The organism is Wolbachia endosymbiont of Aedes albopictus (assembly GCF_024804185.1).
Taxonomy (GTDB): domain Bacteria; phylum Pseudomonadota; class Alphaproteobacteria; order Rickettsiales; family Anaplasmataceae; genus Wolbachia; species Wolbachia pipientis_B.
The window spans coordinates 359322-374101 of the sequence record NZ_CP101657.1 but is presented as its reverse complement, the minus strand read 5'-3'; the positions used below and the strand labels follow the sequence as shown (position 1 = coordinate 374101).

Annotated in this window: 22 protein-coding genes; 11 read left to right on the top strand and 11 right to left on the bottom strand. The window is 35.8% G+C overall.

Features of this window, described 5'->3' with window-relative positions; translation table 11 throughout:
• The first annotated feature begins 1 nt into the window (after position 1).
• Genes NHG98_RS01915 through mdh form a run of 3 tightly spaced genes read left to right on the top strand, consistent with a single transcriptional unit; the run spans position 2 to position 2048 of the window.
• Positions 2-517, top strand: coding sequence for a NuoB/complex I 20 kDa subunit family protein (locus NHG98_RS01915; protein ID WP_096617324.1), 516 nt, complete (start codon positions 2-4; stop codon positions 515-517).
• Positions 510-1082 carry an NADH-quinone oxidoreductase subunit C gene (locus tag NHG98_RS01910; protein WP_096617322.1) on the top strand — a complete coding sequence of 191 codons (573 nt, stop codon included), beginning with the start codon at positions 510-512 and terminating at the stop codon, positions 1080-1082. The genes NHG98_RS01915 and NHG98_RS01910 overlap by 8 nt, the downstream gene beginning before the upstream one ends.
• Before the next feature lie 3 nt (positions 1083-1085).
• The gene (gene mdh, locus NHG98_RS01905; protein WP_096617320.1) at positions 1086-2048 is read left to right on the top strand and encodes a malate dehydrogenase; all 963 of its coding nucleotides are present in this window, start codon (positions 1086-1088) and stop codon (positions 2046-2048) included.
• Here mdh and NHG98_RS01900 read toward each other — a convergent pair.
• Genes NHG98_RS01900 through NHG98_RS01890 form a run of 3 tightly spaced genes read right to left on the bottom strand, consistent with a single transcriptional unit; the run spans position 2023 to position 3927 of the window.
• Positions 2023-2832, bottom strand: a complete 810-nt coding sequence (locus tag NHG98_RS01900) for a TatD family hydrolase (protein ID WP_096617318.1) — start codon at positions 2830-2832, stop codon at positions 2023-2025. The genes mdh and NHG98_RS01900 overlap by 26 nt on opposite strands.
• Positions 2829-3275 (bottom strand): RNA pyrophosphohydrolase, encoded by a 447-nt coding sequence (locus NHG98_RS01895; RefSeq protein ID WP_410543657.1) that lies wholly within the window; start codon positions 3273-3275, stop codon positions 2829-2831. The genes NHG98_RS01900 and NHG98_RS01895 overlap by 4 nt, the downstream gene beginning before the upstream one ends.
• 34 nt (positions 3276-3309) lie before the next feature.
• Positions 3310-3927 carry an ATP-binding protein gene (locus NHG98_RS01890; protein ID WP_259245491.1) on the bottom strand — a complete coding sequence of 206 codons (618 nt, stop codon included), beginning with the start codon at positions 3925-3927 and terminating at the stop codon, positions 3310-3312.
• 178 nt (positions 3928-4105) lie between these two features.
• Between NHG98_RS01890 and rsfS the strand changes: the two genes are divergently transcribed.
• The 4 genes from rsfS (at position 4106) to NHG98_RS01870 (ending at position 6472) form a co-directional block, all read left to right on the top strand.
• Positions 4106-4432: a ribosome silencing factor gene (rsfS, locus tag NHG98_RS01885; RefSeq protein ID WP_096617312.1), complete on the top strand. Its 327-nt coding sequence runs from the start codon at positions 4106-4108 to the stop codon at positions 4430-4432.
• Positions 4423-4656, top strand: coding sequence for a hypothetical protein (locus NHG98_RS01880; RefSeq protein ID WP_096617310.1), 234 nt, complete (start codon positions 4423-4425; stop codon positions 4654-4656). The genes rsfS and NHG98_RS01880 overlap by 10 nt, the downstream gene beginning before the upstream one ends.
• A 20-nt stretch (positions 4657-4676) precedes the next feature.
• On the top strand, positions 4677-5927 hold the full coding sequence (tyrS, locus tag NHG98_RS01875) for a tyrosine--tRNA ligase (protein ID WP_096617308.1): 1251 nt from the start codon (positions 4677-4679) through the stop codon (positions 5925-5927).
• A gap of 68 nt (positions 5928-5995) precedes the next feature.
• Positions 5996-6472, top strand: a complete 477-nt coding sequence (locus NHG98_RS01870) for an SWIM zinc finger family protein (protein WP_259245490.1) — start codon at positions 5996-5998, stop codon at positions 6470-6472.
• A 30-nt stretch (positions 6473-6502) separates the two neighbouring features.
• Here the strand turns inward: NHG98_RS01870 and NHG98_RS01865 are convergent, their stop codons facing one another.
• The 4 genes from NHG98_RS01865 to rlmB all read right to left on the bottom strand — a co-directional run bounded on the left by NHG98_RS01865 (position 6503) and on the right by rlmB (position 8929).
• Positions 6503-6694, bottom strand: a complete 192-nt coding sequence (locus NHG98_RS01865; protein WP_259245489.1) for a hypothetical protein — start codon at positions 6692-6694, stop codon at positions 6503-6505.
• A 130-nt stretch (positions 6695-6824) separates the two neighbouring features.
• The gene (locus NHG98_RS01860) at positions 6825-7361 is read right to left on the bottom strand and encodes a cytochrome c oxidase assembly protein (RefSeq protein ID WP_096617306.1); all 537 of its coding nucleotides are present in this window, start codon (positions 7359-7361) and stop codon (positions 6825-6827) included.
• Positions 7362-8084, bottom strand: a complete 723-nt coding sequence (locus tag NHG98_RS01855) for a Bax inhibitor-1/YccA family protein (protein WP_096617304.1) — start codon at positions 8082-8084, stop codon at positions 7362-7364.
• 80 nt (positions 8085-8164) lie between these two features.
• Positions 8165-8929 carry a 23S rRNA (guanosine(2251)-2'-O)-methyltransferase RlmB gene (rlmB, locus tag NHG98_RS01850; protein WP_096617302.1) on the bottom strand — a complete coding sequence of 255 codons (765 nt, stop codon included), beginning with the start codon at positions 8927-8929 and terminating at the stop codon, positions 8165-8167.
• Positions 8930-9021: 92 nt separating this feature from the next.
• Between rlmB and NHG98_RS01845 the strand changes: the two genes are divergently transcribed.
• Positions 9022-9516 carry a Smr/MutS family protein gene (locus tag NHG98_RS01845; protein ID WP_096617300.1) on the top strand — a complete coding sequence of 165 codons (495 nt, stop codon included), beginning with the start codon at positions 9022-9024 and terminating at the stop codon, positions 9514-9516.
• A gap of 563 nt (positions 9517-10079) precedes the next feature.
• Here the strand turns inward: NHG98_RS01845 and NHG98_RS01840 are convergent.
• Positions 10080-10238, bottom strand: coding sequence for a hypothetical protein (locus tag NHG98_RS01840; protein ID WP_259245488.1), 159 nt, complete (start codon positions 10236-10238; stop codon positions 10080-10082).
• A gap of 71 nt (positions 10239-10309) precedes the next feature.
• Here NHG98_RS01840 and NHG98_RS01835 point away from each other — a divergent pair, with 71 nt between their 5' ends.
• From NHG98_RS01835 to NHG98_RS01825, 3 genes are all read left to right on the top strand, one after another.
• Positions 10310-10468, top strand: coding sequence for a hypothetical protein (locus NHG98_RS01835; protein WP_259245487.1), 159 nt, complete (start codon positions 10310-10312; stop codon positions 10466-10468).
• 98 nt (positions 10469-10566) lie between these two features.
• On the top strand, positions 10567-11175 hold the full coding sequence (locus NHG98_RS01830; protein ID WP_096616597.1) for a superoxide dismutase: 609 nt from the start codon (positions 10567-10569) through the stop codon (positions 11173-11175).
• Between the two features lies 1 nt (position 11176).
• Complete coding sequence (locus NHG98_RS01825) at positions 11177-12448, top strand: M16 family metallopeptidase (protein WP_096616594.1); 1272 nt, start codon at positions 11177-11179, stop codon at positions 12446-12448.
• A gap of 6 nt (positions 12449-12454) precedes the next feature.
• Here the strand turns inward: NHG98_RS01825 and NHG98_RS01820 are convergent, their stop codons facing one another.
• From NHG98_RS01820 to nuoE, 3 genes are all read right to left on the bottom strand, one after another.
• Positions 12455-12772: a WD_0736 family protein gene (locus NHG98_RS01820; RefSeq protein ID WP_096616592.1), complete on the bottom strand. Its 318-nt coding sequence runs from the start codon at positions 12770-12772 to the stop codon at positions 12455-12457.
• 192 nt (positions 12773-12964) lie between these two features.
• The gene (gene tgt, locus NHG98_RS01815; RefSeq protein WP_096616590.1) at positions 12965-14179 is read right to left on the bottom strand and encodes a tRNA guanosine(34) transglycosylase Tgt; all 1215 of its coding nucleotides are present in this window, start codon (positions 14177-14179) and stop codon (positions 12965-12967) included.
• On the bottom strand, positions 14180-14680 hold the full coding sequence (gene nuoE / locus NHG98_RS01810; RefSeq protein WP_096616588.1) for an NADH-quinone oxidoreductase subunit NuoE: 501 nt from the start codon (positions 14678-14680) through the stop codon (positions 14180-14182). It lies immediately after the preceding gene.
• Positions 14681-14780 lie beyond the last annotated feature (100 nt).

The following is a 14780-nucleotide window of genomic DNA, read 5'->3' as shown; positions in this document are numbered from 1 at the left end:
TATGACAAATCAAATTCTATCTAATGATGACTGGGGTCGTTATAAAAAAGAAGGGTTTCTTGTTACTAAATTTGGTGATTTAACAGATTATGTAATGAATTGGGCAAGATCTGGCTCATTGTGGCCAATGACATTTGGTCTTGCATGTTGCGCAGTTGAGATGATGCATACCGCATCTAGCCGTTATGATCTTGATAGATATGGTATAATGTTCCGTGCAAGCCCACGTCAATCAGATGTGATGATTGTTGCTGGCACACTAACTAATAAAATGGCAGCAGCATTGCGCAAGGTTTATGATCAAATGGCAGACCCGAAGTATGTTATTTCTATGGGAAGTTGTGCAAATGGTGGTGGTTATTACCATTACTCTTATTCAGTAGTCCGAGGCTGTGATAGAATTGTACCGGTTGATGTGTATGTTCCTGGGTGCCCACCAACCGCTGAGGCGTTGCTATATGGAATGCTATGCCTACAAAACAAAATAAAACGAACTCAGAATATAAAGCATGGATAAAACTGCAAGGCATATACAAAAAAAGACCAAGTGTGAGTGCATTCAAAAAGATGATGGCATTATTGTAATATATTCAACTTTAGATGAAATTGAAAAGCACCTATCCTTTCTACGTGATGATGAAAAGTGTAGGTTTGAACTATTAGTTGATATTTTTGGGGTTGACTATCCAAATAGAGGGAAGCGTTTCGAGCTAATATACAATCTGCTCAGCATTGTGCATAATATTAGAGTACACATAAAGCTTCAGTTATGTGAGGGCGATATGCCTCCAAGCATAGCAAAGGTATTTAGCACAGCTTCGTGGTTTGAGCGTGAAGTGTTTGATATGTATGGAATAGAATTCTCTGATCACCCTGATTTGCGTAGGATTCTAACAGACTATGGATTCAAAGGTCACCCAATGTTAAAAGATTTCCCTCTCACTGGTTATGAGGAAGTAAGATACGATATAGAGGCAAAAAAGGTTGTATATAATCCTATAGATTTGCCGCAAGATTTTCGTATGCTTGATAGCCTATCGCCTTGGGAAGGTAAAACTATAAAAGTAAATACAAAGGAGTAGAAAATGACAGTACAAAGAAAAAAAATATCTTTAATCGGTGCAGGAAATATCGGTGGAACTCTTGCCCATATGATTGCACTAAGGGAACTCGGCAATGTTGTTTTACTTGATATTAGTGATGGAATACCGCAAGGTAAAGCTCTCGACATAGCAGAATCATCCCCTATTGATGGATTTAATTCTGGTTTAACTGGAACTAATCAATACAAAGATATAGAAAATTCTGATGCAATCATCATAACAGCGGGCATTGCTAGAAAACCTGGAATGAGCAGGGATGACCTCCTGCAAACCAATGCTAAAGTAATGAAGGAAGTTGGTGAAAATATTAAGAAGTATTCTCCAAATGCATTTGTAATAGTGGTTACCAACCCTCTGGATGCCATGGTTTCAGTGGTGCATAAATTTTCAAACCTTCCAGCTAATATGGTTGTTGGAATGGCAGGAGTGCTTGATTCCTCCCGTTTTCGTTATTTCCTTGCAAGTGAATTAAATATTTCAGTTGAAGATATATCTGCTTTTGTGCTTGGAGGACATGGTGACACTATGGTACCACTCATTAATTGCACTTCTATCGCTGGCATTCCACTTACTCAAATTATCGATATGGGTCTTATCACACAGAAAAAAGTCGATGAAATAGTTGAACGCACTCGCAATGGCGGTAAAGAAATAGTTGATCTGCTTAAGTCTGGATCTGCATACTACGCTCCTGCATCTTCAGCTATATGCATGTTAGAGTCATATTTAAAAGATAAAAGGCGTATATTACCATGTGCTGCTTACCTTAATGGTGAATATGGTGTAAAAGATTTGTTTATTGGTGTTCCTGTAATTATTGGAAAAAATGGAGTTGAAAAGGTCCTAGAAGTTAAAATGAATGATAGTGAACAAGAAATGTTTGATAAATCTGTGAATGCAGTGAAAGAACTATTTAGGCTCATAAGCAAATCAATGGTTTTATAGAATTTCCTTGTAGCTCAAGTTTCGTAAACAGCCTAAAAAAGTTGCTTGTGGTTATTTCTGCTACTTTATCGGATGACTCATTCCATAACTCTGCCAAACAATCCACAACATATTTTACCATTGCTGGTTCGTTCTTTTTTCCTCTATAAGGCTCAGGTGATAGATATGGTGCATCAGTTTCAACCAAAACAAGTTCGCGTGGTACATTTTGTGCAATTTCTCTGAGTAAGCTCGCATTTTTAAAAGTAATAATTCCAGAAAATGAAATATATAACCCTAAATCTATAGATTGATAAGCAAGCTCTTTAGAGGAAGCAAAGCAGTGCATTACTCCACCAAAAGTGCCAGTTTTCATTTCTGACCTTAACATATCGATCATCTCATTATCAGCGCTTCTTGTGTGAATAACTAAAGGTAGTCCAGTTATTCTTGACGCTTCTATATGCAATGCAAAACTTTTTTTCTGATTGTCTTTGTTGTCAGATCTATAAAAATCTAACCCGGTTTCACCGATACTAATTACCTTTTGGTTCTTGGTCAATTCAACTAATTCATCAATATGTATACACTCACCGTTTTCTATAGCAGCATCAAGCGGATGTATACCAACAGAGGAGTAGATTTGATCATAGGATGAAGAAATTTTTAATAACTTAGGGACATCGTCAATGCTTACGCATATGTTATGCAAAACCTTTACACCATTTTTCTCTGCCCTTGAAATTACTTTTGGTATTTCATCATCGGAAAAATAAATCAAGTGGCAATGAGAATCTACTATCATGAGCTTATTGTTGAGGCTTTTATTATAGAAGAAAACTCTTCTATCACTGTTTTATAAACTTCTTTTTTAAATGATATAGCACTGGCTACTAAACTATCTGTACTTTGCCAACGCCACTCTTTGAACTCTGGATGATCAGTATAATTAATATCAATATCCTTATCCTCTCCGCAAAACTTCATTAAGAACCACCTTTGCTTTTGACCAGAATATTTTCCATTCCAGCATATTGGTATAACTTCTTCAGGCAAGTTGTAGTATATCCAATCCTTGCTTTTAGTTATAACCTTTACTTTATTAGTGCCAACTTCCTCTAGCAACTCACGTAACGCTGCTTGTTCCAGTTTCTCACCATCATCAACACCTCCTTGTGGCATCTGCCAGTAAGAGTCGCTATCAAAGCGTTTTCCAATGAAGACATGTCCTTGTCTGTTAAATAGCATTATGCCAACACAAGGACGATACTTATCTTTCTGCTCAACCACGAGTACGCTCTGTTTTTAAATGATTTGTTACAGAAGTTTTAGTTAATTTTCCATTTTTTTCTTTCTTCATCTCTTCAACAATTTTCTTTGCAACTTCCTTTGCACTTAAGTTTGAGTTACCAATTTCAAGTGTAGCTTCAGGTATAAATAGCCTTTTCCCCTCAATTTTTTTCATAGCAAAATCCGAATCAGTAATTTTATTTTCCTGGTGCCTTTCTTCTGATTGAACACGTCTTACTAGTTCCTCATTATTACAATGTAATACTACAGGAAAAATTTTTACGCCCATTTTTTTACTTAAATTTACCACTGAGTTGTACAATTTTTGATCATAGGAATCACCCTCTATCAATTCATTTGTAAATATATAATGTTTTGATTTTATGTAGTGTTTTTCCAGTATTGCTAACATATTTTCTCTGACTGCAAAAATCTTTTCCCACAGATCATCTGGAACTTCAGCATCTTGTAATTTAACAATATCAAATATAATATTATCGAATAGATTATTGCTTACTATCACTGCACTAATGATTTTACACAGTTCCTTTGCAGTAGTAAATTTACCACTGCCTGGAAAGCCGATTAAGTAGATGAGAGTCTTGCCCATAATGAATATTAGTAAAAAGCTATTCTCAATTATATAAAAAGTATATACATTGTACATGCTAAAAACATGGTAATAAAATAGATGCAGGTAATACCTTTAACGAACAGTTGCGTTGAAAATATTTCATATTTAGAGATTTTGAGTGTATAATTATAAGTAAATTAAATAATTTAAGATGATGACTAATGTATCCAGTGATACAGAATCAATAAAAAGCATGATTGTAAATATAATAGATCAAAATAAAGGTCACGATATAGTTACTTTCGATGTGCAGAATAGAACCATTATTGCAAAATATATGATTATTACATCTGGTGATTCAAGTCGCCATGTGAAAGCGTTAGCTGAACACGTAATAAAAAGTCTCGAGCGACATGATAAAATAGATGTAGAAGGTATGGATGAAGGCAATTGGGTGATTTTGAATTTTCAAGGCATAATGGTTCACATATTCAGGTCAGAAGTAAGGGAGTACTATAAAATAGAAGAGTTATGGAACTGATTGCCTGGGCCATTCAAGTACAACTGTATAAGTATCGCACCTTTAGGATAGCTCCCCAAGAAAAGGTGTCATCCCAGTGCTTGACACTGGGATCCAGAAAACTTAATTATAAACGAGCACACTATACAACGTTTTTGATGAAATTGCATGAAAAACTGGATTCCAGCGTCACACGCTGGAATGACATCATCATCGATATCTTCAATGACAATGTTCACATATAAAATAACATACTAAAAAGATTATGAAACACAAGTCCGAGTTTTTAAATTTTATCCAAGAAAGAGGGTACCTATACCAATGTACAAATATTGAAGGGTTAGATCAGCTATTATCCGAAAATAATCATATAGTCGCATACATTGGGTTTGATTGCACAGCACCAAGTCTTCATATTGGTCATCTAATGCATATTATGATGTTCCGCCACCTACAAAAATTTGGTTACAAGTCGATAGTTTTACTTGGAGGTGGCACAACGAAAATCGGCGACCCATCCGGTAAGGATAAAGCAAGAAGCTTCTTATCTATCAAGGATATTAGCGAAAATATATCTAGTATAAAGAAAACATTGAAGAAAATGATATCTTTCGATGATGGAAAGACTGGTGCAGTTATAGTAAATAACGCAGACTGGCTGGATAGTATAAAATATATAGACTTTTTGCGTGATATAGGAATACATCTTTCAGTAAATCGCATGCTAAGTTTTGATAGTGTGAAAACTAGGCTGGATAGAGAGCAAACCTTAAGCTTCTTAGAATTTAATTACATGCTATTGCAGGCTTATGATTTTGTTGAGTTGAATAAAAAGCATGGCTGTCGTCTGCAGATTGGAGGGTCAGACCAATGGGGAAATATAGTAAATGGAATTGAGCTTGGAAAAAAGTTGAATTTACCTGAGCTGTTTGGCCTTACCACCCCTCTTTTATTGAATGCTCAAGGGGTAAAAATGGGCAAAACTGAAAGTGGAGCAGTGTGGCTTGATGATAATATGCTAAAGCCTTACGACTACTGGCAATATTTTCGCAACGTTGATGATCAAGATGTTGGACGTTTTTTGAGATTGCTCACTGATGTGTCAATTGATGAGATCAAAAAGTTAGAATCCTTAAAAGATCAGGAAATAAATGAAGCAAAAAAGGTCTTGGCAACAGAAGTGACAAAAATATGTCATGGTGACAAAGAAGCGGCACTCGCACTATCTGCTGCAGTCTCTGCTTTTGAGAATGAAGATAGCTCACTACTTCCTGATTACATCATAAAAAAAGAACAAGTTGCAAGCGGCATATCCTTAGTAGACCTACTGCATGACACCGATTTTGAACCTTCAAAAGGCGCTGCAAAGCGTTTAATACAGGGCAATGGGTGCAAAGTTAATGATAATATTATAAACAATGTTAACTACATAATAAATTCTGAGAGCTTTAAAGGTCAGTCATTTATAAAATTATCTGCAGGAAAGAAGCGCCATATTAAAGTCGTGGTGGGTTAATAAATTTTTATGGAAGAAAGGGTATATTAGAAAATTGAGGGCTTTATATATGAAATAAGGAGGCTAAAATGAGATTATATTATAAAGATATCAAAAATCTTCTTAAAGAATCTTACCTCTCTAGTGGAAGAGATTATTTCAACAAAGGAAAAGTACGAAACGTATCTATCAACAAATCTCACGCTAAATCAGAGGTAGTTGGATCAAGTGTATATCGGGTAAAACTAGAATGCGATGGTCCATTCTTTAGTGGAAAGTGTTCCTGTCCTGCATTTGTGTATTATGGTCCGTGCAAGCATATGGCTGCAACGGGTTTTGCTTTGATTGATCTTGACAGAAAGGAGTATCGATCATCTATGTGCCCGGGATATGTTGATGAACAAACTCTCCTTGAAAGGTTTTTACTTAAAAAAACAGACAAAGAGCTCATTTCAATAATTGTTCGTCTAGGTGACCAACATCCAGAGATTTTTGAAGAACTAGAGGATAGAGAATATGAGCAATTTATTCAAAGTGAACTTTCAAAATCCGAGAATTATATATAAAACAACTGGAAAGATGGTGAATCAGGTAATCTATACTAAGACGTCATACCGCCGCGGCACTAACAAGAGATCCCGCTGCGGGATGACGAATTGCTTAACCGTCATTCCGCCGCAAACCGTTATACCGCCACGAACCGTCATTCCGCCGCGGTATCTCAAAGCATAGATCCCGCTAACAAGTAGCGGGATGACTAGGTTTACCTTATCGGATTGTTTCAACACGTCATACCGCCGCGGTATCCCATGGATCCCGCTAACGGGTAGCGGAATGACAGTTTTTCAAATTGTCGGTAAATCTAAGTCAGTTTAGCTATAGCTCACGCTGCTTGAGTGGACAATAGGAAAAAGTTTGTTATTTAAGCTTAAAAAATGTGTATGATAGTGTTATTTCGCTCAAATCTTTTGTGTTGTTATCAAGCATTATCTCAGGATCTATATAGAAAGATAAGGGCATAGCTGCTTTTTGTTTTGGTAGCAACATTTGTTCTTCAAAACAAAAGCATGCAATTTTATTGAAATACTTACCTGCTTTGAAAGGCGTAACATTATACACCGCCATTCCAAATGAAGGCTGATCAGATAGATTTTTTGCGTAATAAAATGCTAAACTTTGTTCTCCTATGTTTACATCAACGTAGTTAGTTTCTGATTTAAATTCCCAAGGTAGATCGGACATTATATCAGCATTGAAGTGGACCCTGATTTTTTGGTCAGTTGCACTTATTGTTGCATTAGTTACTTTTCTTGTTGTGCCACCATACCCGGTAGCTTTACAGAAAATGCTATATAGTGGCACCGATGCATATGCAAGACATAGCATCAACATGACTAAAGATATTAAAAAGAAAACTATAGAATTCTTACTACCTTTCCTTAAAAAGGAAAACATCTAGTCCCTATTATTGAACAAGTTAAGTAACCTGAGTAGATTGAGAAATATGTTAATAAAGTTAAAATAAAGATCAGTTGCACCCAGTATTGACAATTTAGTAGTGGCAACTTCTGAGCCATCATTATATCTATAATAAACGTCTTTGATTCTCTGAGAATCATATGCAGTCAGCAAAGTAAATACTATTACTGATATGAACGATATTGCAAAGTAGAGAGGACTACTTCCAAGGAATAAATTTACTATGGATGCTATAATTATCCCCAAGACTCCCATAATCAAGAAAGAGCCCATACTTGTAAGATCTCTCTTTGTGGTATTACCATATAAAGCCATAGAGCCAAACATAATTGATGTAATGAAAAACGCTCTTGCTATATTTTCTGCAGTATAAACTATAAAAATATAAGATAAGGAAAGCCCCATTAACACTGAGAACGAGAAAAATATAGTAACGGCAGACTGAGCACTTAGGTGTTGAATTCTATACCGCATATAGATCACCAATGCAGCTGGAGAGAATATTATCACAAGCGACAGAACAGGATTAGAGTGAATTACCTGAAAAAGACCAGAAAATACCGTTAGAAACGCAACAAGCCCTGTAACGCCTAAAGCTAAAGCCATGTAGTTATATACTTTAGTTAGGTAACTTCTGAGCCCAGCGCTATAATAAACGCCCTGAGAGCGGATATCCTGTTCATTTCTCATGTAAGACATAAATATAACTCCTTTTGTCCATTATTTAACACATTATAATATAAAACCACATTTTTATCAAGTATTTTTATTATAAACAGCTATGCGCTGGCATTTGTTTTAATATAAATAGAATATAGACCTATTGCTGCTGCATTTGAGACATTTAAGCTGTCAATTACGTTTGACATTGGGATTTTTAAAAGATAATCACAATTTTCTTTAACTAACCTCCGCATTCCTTTCTCTTCAGAACCAAAAATAATTACTCTTTTTTTCTCAAAGCTCTTTATTTCATCTATATTTTCTTTAGCATTGCAATCAAACCCGTAACACCAGTAGCCGACCTTTTTTAAATACTGCATAGTTTTTACTATATTTGTAACGTATATTAGCGGAACAATATCCAATGCTCCACTTGCTGCTTTTGCAATAGATGCATTTTCGCCAGGTGAATGATTATGTGGTAAAACCAATGCGTCGACATTAAAACAAGCTGAAGTTCTTAAAATTGATCCAATATTGTGCGTGTCAGTGACTTGATCTAAAATGACTATAGTAGAGCTGTCGTTTGAGCTTTCAGCTACTTCTTCGATGCTTAAGTTATAAAGAATAGGGGCAACATTTAAAGCAATTCCTTGATGGTTAGCACCTTTAGATAAAACGTCATTAAGTATTTTGTTTTCTACTAATCGAACTTTAATGCCCTTACTATTTGCACATTGCCTAATTTCTTTTTCATGTTCTCTATAGAAATTTTCTGTTACTAACAGTTCTACACACCGCCTATTTTTATTCTTCAGTGCTGACATGCAGGTGTGCTTTCCATACAGCCAAAAATTCTCATTAGTTTTTGACGATTTCATCGTATTATCGAAAATCGGGTTTTTATAGAATAAGCAATATTTTACTATGTTTGGATATTGTTGTAAAATTATACAATTCGATTAATGCGTTTATGTCGGACGATGAGTTGGATTGGCAAAAAAATGTTAAGCCAATAGAATGTGGAAAAGTTACTTTGAAAGTTGATCATAAAGTAAATATAAAGTCTATGGTTGATAAAGGTACCTCCGACTTACAAAGGAATTTTCTTAATACCAATAATGGTCACTCATCATTTTGTCTTGACCAAAACACAAAATCAAAAATTGATAGGGGTAAATATTTTATAAGCGATAAGCTCGATTTGCACGGCTATAGTATAGAGGATGCTTACTGTAAATTGATAGATTTTATTATCAAAAATTATCGAGCAGGAAATAGATGTTTATTGGTAATTACGGGATACGGCAGTGCAACAAATAAAACAGACACTATAAAGAATAACTTAAATAAGTGGTTAAATGATACTAAAATCCAGCATATGGTTCTATACTACCAGCAAGCTACGAAAAAACATGGTGGTAAAGGGGCTTTTTATGTTTTATTAAGAAGGCTTAGGCCCTATTAGCTGCTTAAGTTTCCTTTTAAGCCTTAATTTTTCTTGTATAGCCGTATAAAAACCAGTGTTCGGCAGCGCATGACGCACAATTGTACAAACATTGTAGCCGTTATTCAAGTAGCCCGCAGAAGCGAAAAAACTTACTTGACAAGCTTCACCAGCCCCTTTATTATGATAGCAAGGGTATTTATGACTCAAAACTTGTTTTTGACCTGCAGGCTCAATGACAAAATTCAGTAAAAAACTCAGAGTATTTATTGGCGGATTACATAAAATTATAGCGGCTGCATGTCTTTTTTATTTTTTCTACATTCAGCCAAACCGCGCTTATTTTAAGCGTTAGCACATTATTACAGCGCCACTTACAGTAATATAGAGTCAAAACTCGCACCACGGGGTTTCTTTTGCCTTTTTTTTCGTTTGGTAAATTTCTTAAACATTTATAGCTAAACGACAACCGTCATCCCGCTACGTGTTAGCGGCTAAGAGATACCGCGGCGGTATGACGGTCTGCGGCGGAATGACGGTTCGTGGCGGAATGACGGTTAAGCAATTCGTCATCCCGCTGCGTGTTAGCGGGATCTCTTGTTAGCGGATGGGATACCGCGAATGAATCGAGGTATGACGGTTAAGTAGGGCATCATTCCAGTCTGGGATCTAGTTCTTATTGTACATTTACTTGATGTAGAGTTAAGTTTTCTGGATCCCAGTGTCAAGCACTGGGATGACACCCTTTTGGATGGAAAGCTACTTTCATGACATCATCATAAAGTAAAATGAGATCCCAGTGTCACGCACTGGGATGACATGGCTAAAAGAGCCCAAGAGAGGTGTCATTCCAGTCTGGAATCTAGAAAAAAAGAAGCTGGATCCCAGTGTCACGCACTGGGATGACAAAAAAGGGGCTACTCGGATGACGAGAAAGGAGCACTGGGATCCAGGTTGCTCACAAGCAAACTAGCATAGAAAGTGGTTACAAGTGTTTAGCTATTAATTATATGTTGCACAAGAGCACATATTACAATACCATCCAAGTAGGTCAAAAATAAGGAGATTGTCATGAGTTTTACTTTACCTGAATTACCATATGATAAAACAGCTTTAGAGCCTTACATATCTGCAAAAACCTTAGATTTTCATTATGATAAGCACCATAAAGGATATTTAAATAAACTCAATGAGCTGGTTGAAAATACAGATTATCAACATGTGAGAATTGAGGAAATAATAACAAAAGTGCATGGTAATAGCGATAAAGTTCCCATATTTAATAACGCAGCGCAAGTTTGGAACCACACTTTTTATTGGAATTCAATGAAGAAGAATGGTGGTGGTAAACCTAAAGACGATGGTTTTCTGGCAAAAAAAATTCAAGATGATATCGGTGGTTTTGATAAGTTTTGTGGGGAATTTGCCAATCATGGAGTAAGCCAATTTGGTAGTGGATGGGTATGGTTAGTGCTCGAAAAAGGAAAGCTCAAAATCACCAAAACTCCAAATGCAGATTTGCCATTAATTTATGGCCAAGTGCCACTACTCACTATGGATGTCTGGGAGCACGCCTATTATTTAGATTGTCAAAACCGTAGAATTGACTACATAAAAGTTTTCCTTGATCATTTGATTAATTGGGATTTTGCAGAAGAAAATTTAAAAAAGAATACATAAGATGAATACACCTCAGGTAACAAAATTAGATAATGGTTTGCGCATAATAACTGAGCAGGTGCGTGATGTTGATTCCGTAGCTTTAAGCATACGAGTTGGTGTTGGCAGTAGAGCGGAAAGTGCAAATCAAAATGGAATATCCCATTTTCTAGAACACATGGCTTTCAAAGGAACGAAGACAAGAACTGCATTTGAAATTGCAAAAGCTTTTGATGACATAGGTGGAGTTTTCAACGCCAGCACCGGTAGGGAAAGCACCACCTATTATGCAAAAGTCCTCAAGAAAGACATCAAAACTGGTATTGATATACTAATAGATATATTGATGAATTCTACGTTTCCAGAAGATGAATTGGAACGTGAGAAGGGCGTTGTAATACAAGAGATTTTTCACACTAATGATTCACCAAGTGACGTTGTTTTCGATAAATATTTTGAGGCAGCTTATAAAGATCAACCTTTTGGCAGGTCAATCTTAGGCACGCAAGGTACTGTAAAATCTTTTACTCGAGGAGATCTAGATAATTACATAAATGAACATTACTTTGGCGAGAATATGCTATTTACCGTTGCAGGAAATGTTGAACATGAAGAAGTTGTTGCATTAACCAAAGATTTTCTCTCAAAGATTCATTCTAAAAAGCTGAAAAAAAGCCAAAATGCGAGCTGTACTGGTGGTGAGTATTTAGAACATCGTAAATTAGATCAGGTACACTTGCTAATTGGTCTACCTAGTGTTTCTCGTTATGACGATAAATATCACACGTTTCAAGTGCTTGATTCTATATTAGGGAGCGGAATGTCATCACGCCTGTTCCAGGAAGTAAGGGAAAAGCAGGGATTAGCTTACTCTGTTTATTCATTTAATTCCAGCTACACTGATACAGGGATGTTTTCCATTTTTGCTGGCACAGATAGTAGTAACTTAGATAAGCTTTTAAAATCTATGACGACAGAGTTGAAGAAGCTGTCTACAGATAATCTGAGGGAAGAAGAAGTAAATAGAGTGAAAGAGCGAATAAAATCCCAAATTTTAATGTCACGCGAAAGTGTTAGCTCACGTGCTGAAACATTGGGGCACTACTATGGTAACTATAATAGGTACATCAGTAAAAATGAATTAATAGAAAAAATTAGTGCAGTTACCACTGCTAACGTAAAAAAAGCAGCAAAAAAATTGTTATCTCAGCATGAAAAAACCACTCTAGCTGCAATTGGAGAAATTAAATCATTGCCAAGTTACGATAAAGTGGTTTCTATGCTTAAAGCTTAGTGTACTTTAATTATGTTGCTTAGGCTCACTAAGAAGTTCAATGAACGGTTGCAAAATCCTTTCTATAAAAAGTTTGCTTTCTGATTCATTGCGTATATTACTCATCAGTTTATTCAAAGTTTTCTCGCTGTTTCGTAAAAATAAATAGCTTTCTACTGCTTGCACACCAGACAAGACAGTCAAAATTCCTCCTATCACTAGACAAGCAGCTATAGCAGGTACGGTACCCACTGCAATTGCAGTTGCGATTAATGATAACCCAGCTAAGAATGCAACGGCTGAAATGCAAAACGCTATTTGATGCTTTTCTTTATTGCTAACCATAAATACCTCACAAAAACTATATTTCTAACATACCAGTGTTGTCATGTATTGTCAAGTTTTTAAAGAAGATTAAAAAATGCAACGCACATGTGCAAAAGACGCTAACTATGGATTAGCCAAGGAAGAAAGAGTAGGAAGAGGAAGGCTTTTTCTGTTTTAGGGAATATAAAATAAGCGTAGAAAAAATATGAACTAGGTGTATAATTCACAGTGTAATGGTATCTCACTAATCCAATTATTTTTCTCCTGATCTAGCCTATCATCCAATATTGCCTGCCTTATAGATGCCATTAACTTATTCATGAAGAAAACATTATGAATGGTAACGAGCGTGTGAGCCAGAAGCTCTTTAGCTTTCAGCAAATGGTGTATATAAGCTCTTGAATGTTTTCTGCAGGTAAAACATAGACAGTCACTTTCAATTGGGTTATCATCTAATTCAAATTGTTGATTTCGCAAATTAATATGTTCTTTGCACTTTGAAGAAATAGAATCTCTATTTTTTACTTTGATAAGCGCGCCACCATGTCTTGCTAAACGAGTTGGATGTACGCAATCAAACGTGTCAATTCCAAGTTCTACTCCGCGAAAGATGTCCACAATTCCACCAATACCAAGCAAATGAGTAGGCCTATCTTTTTTCAGATGGTCCATAATGAAAGAAACTACATCGTACATCTGCTCTTTACTTTGACCAAGTGATCCACCTATTGCTTGACCAAAAAATGGCAAATCGTTAATAAAATTACAACTTTCTCTACGTAAATCTTGATATACTCCGCCTTGACTAATTCCATACAGTGCCTGCTTGCCATTATTGTTTTTTTCAAATTCATTTAAAGAACGTTCAGCCCATCTGTGGCTCATGAGCATTGATTTTGCTGTATATTCTTTGCTTACGTGAAATGGAGTGCATTCATCTAAAACCAGGATTAAATCTGCACCTAATTTTTGTTGAATTTTTATAGATTTTTCAGGAGTTAAGCAATAAGTTTTACCATTAATGTAAGAACGAAAAATTGCCCCATCCTCATTAATTTTGATCAAAGTTTTTTGTTTTTTTCTTATTCCTTTTATCTCTTCCGAAACTGATCCGTGCCCTAAGCTAAATATCTGATATCCACCTGAGTCAGTTAGCATTGGCCCATTCCATCCCATCATCTTGTGCAAACCACCAAGTTTTGCAACAGTATTCTCTCCTGGTTGAAGCATTAGGTGATAGGTGTTGGAAAGTATTATCTGAGTACCTGCTTCACTAATTCTCTCGATATCTGCAGCTTTAATTGCAGCTTTTGTTGCACAGAATATAAAAGCTGGTGTTTCTACGCTTCCATTTTGAGTTTTAATTGTTCCAACTTTTGCAGAACCTGATTGCTTGATTATCTTGAATGCAAATTCTTCTTTCATCTATTTGCCTGAAAGTTCTGTTATGATGTTTTCTACTTTTTCAGGAGTAAGATTTTCATAGAAGTCATTATTGATCTGCACAACGGGAGCATTAACGCATGCACCTAGGCATTCGACTTCTTTTAAAGTGAACAAATTATCTTTAGTAGTCTCACCGATATTGATTCCAAGTTTTTTTTTAAAGGTATTTAAAACTTCTTCACTATTGCACAACCAGCAAGGAGTTGTTCTACAAATTTGTATTAGATATTTGCCTACTGGTTTTAAATTATACATGGTGTAAAAATTTGCCACTTCATATACACGAATGTGTGGAATATGCAGCATATCAGCAACATAACGCATAGCAGGTTCAGAAACCCATCCACATTGCTCTTGAACCAGATATAGTAAAGGCATGACAGCACTACCTTCTCTGCCTTTAGGATACATCTCTATAAACTTTCCTACTTTCTTGAGGTTTTCTGATGTAAAACTAAACTGCTCTTCTTTTTCTATCATTCATAAGACTCGTGTAAAATTTAACAGATTATACCTGTAGAACCAATGATTGCAATTGTTGGTTTTTTGAGAAATAGCGTTTTGCAGTATCATACTATCT

Coding starts and splice junctions, on each gene's coding strand:
- NHG98_RS01855 (WP_096617304.1), bottom strand. CDS start 8,084: ATGTCTTACATGAGAAATGAACAGGATATCCGCTCTCAGGGCGTTTAT.
- NHG98_RS01825 (WP_096616594.1), top strand. CDS start 11,177: ATGAATACACCTCAGGTAACAAAATTAGATAATGGTTTGCGCATAATA.
- tyrS (WP_096617308.1), top strand. CDS start 4,677: ATGAAACACAAGTCCGAGTTTTTAAATTTTATCCAAGAAAGAGGGTAC.
- nuoE (WP_096616588.1), bottom strand. CDS start 14,680: ATGATAGAAAAAGAAGAGCAGTTTAGTTTTACATCAGAAAACCTCAAG.
- NHG98_RS01895 (WP_410543657.1), bottom strand. CDS start 3,275: ATGCTATTTAACAGACAAGGACATGTCTTCATTGGAAAACGCTTTGAT.
- NHG98_RS01870 (WP_259245490.1), top strand. CDS start 5,996: ATGAGATTATATTATAAAGATATCAAAAATCTTCTTAAAGAATCTTAC.
- NHG98_RS01845 (WP_096617300.1), top strand. CDS start 9,022: ATGTCGGACGATGAGTTGGATTGGCAAAAAAATGTTAAGCCAATAGAA.
- NHG98_RS01880 (WP_096617310.1), top strand. CDS start 4,423: ATGGAACTGATTGCCTGGGCCATTCAAGTACAACTGTATAAGTATCGC.
- NHG98_RS01820 (WP_096616592.1), bottom strand. CDS start 12,772: ATGGTTAGCAATAAAGAAAAGCATCAAATAGCGTTTTGCATTTCAGCC.
- NHG98_RS01835 (WP_259245487.1), top strand. CDS start 10,310: ATGACATGGCTAAAAGAGCCCAAGAGAGGTGTCATTCCAGTCTGGAAT.
- NHG98_RS01890 (WP_259245491.1), bottom strand. CDS start 3,927: ATGGGCAAGACTCTCATCTACTTAATCGGCTTTCCAGGCAGTGGTAAA.
- NHG98_RS01830 (WP_096616597.1), top strand. CDS start 10,567: ATGAGTTTTACTTTACCTGAATTACCATATGATAAAACAGCTTTAGAG.
- NHG98_RS01900 (WP_096617318.1), bottom strand. CDS start 2,832: ATGATAGTAGATTCTCATTGCCACTTGATTTATTTTTCCGATGATGAA.
- rlmB (WP_096617302.1), bottom strand. CDS start 8,929: ATGAAATCGTCAAAAACTAATGAGAATTTTTGGCTGTATGGAAAGCAC.
- NHG98_RS01910 (WP_096617322.1), top strand. CDS start 510: ATGGATAAAACTGCAAGGCATATACAAAAAAAGACCAAGTGTGAGTGC.
- NHG98_RS01915 (WP_096617324.1), top strand. CDS start 2: ATGACAAATCAAATTCTATCTAATGATGACTGGGGTCGTTATAAAAAA.
- rsfS (WP_096617312.1), top strand. CDS start 4,106: ATGACTAATGTATCCAGTGATACAGAATCAATAAAAAGCATGATTGTA.
- tgt (WP_096616590.1), bottom strand. CDS start 14,179: ATGAAAGAAGAATTTGCATTCAAGATAATCAAGCAATCAGGTTCTGCA.
- mdh (WP_096617320.1), top strand. CDS start 1,086: ATGACAGTACAAAGAAAAAAAATATCTTTAATCGGTGCAGGAAATATC.
- NHG98_RS01860 (WP_096617306.1), bottom strand. CDS start 7,361: ATGTTTTCCTTTTTAAGGAAAGGTAGTAAGAATTCTATAGTTTTCTTT.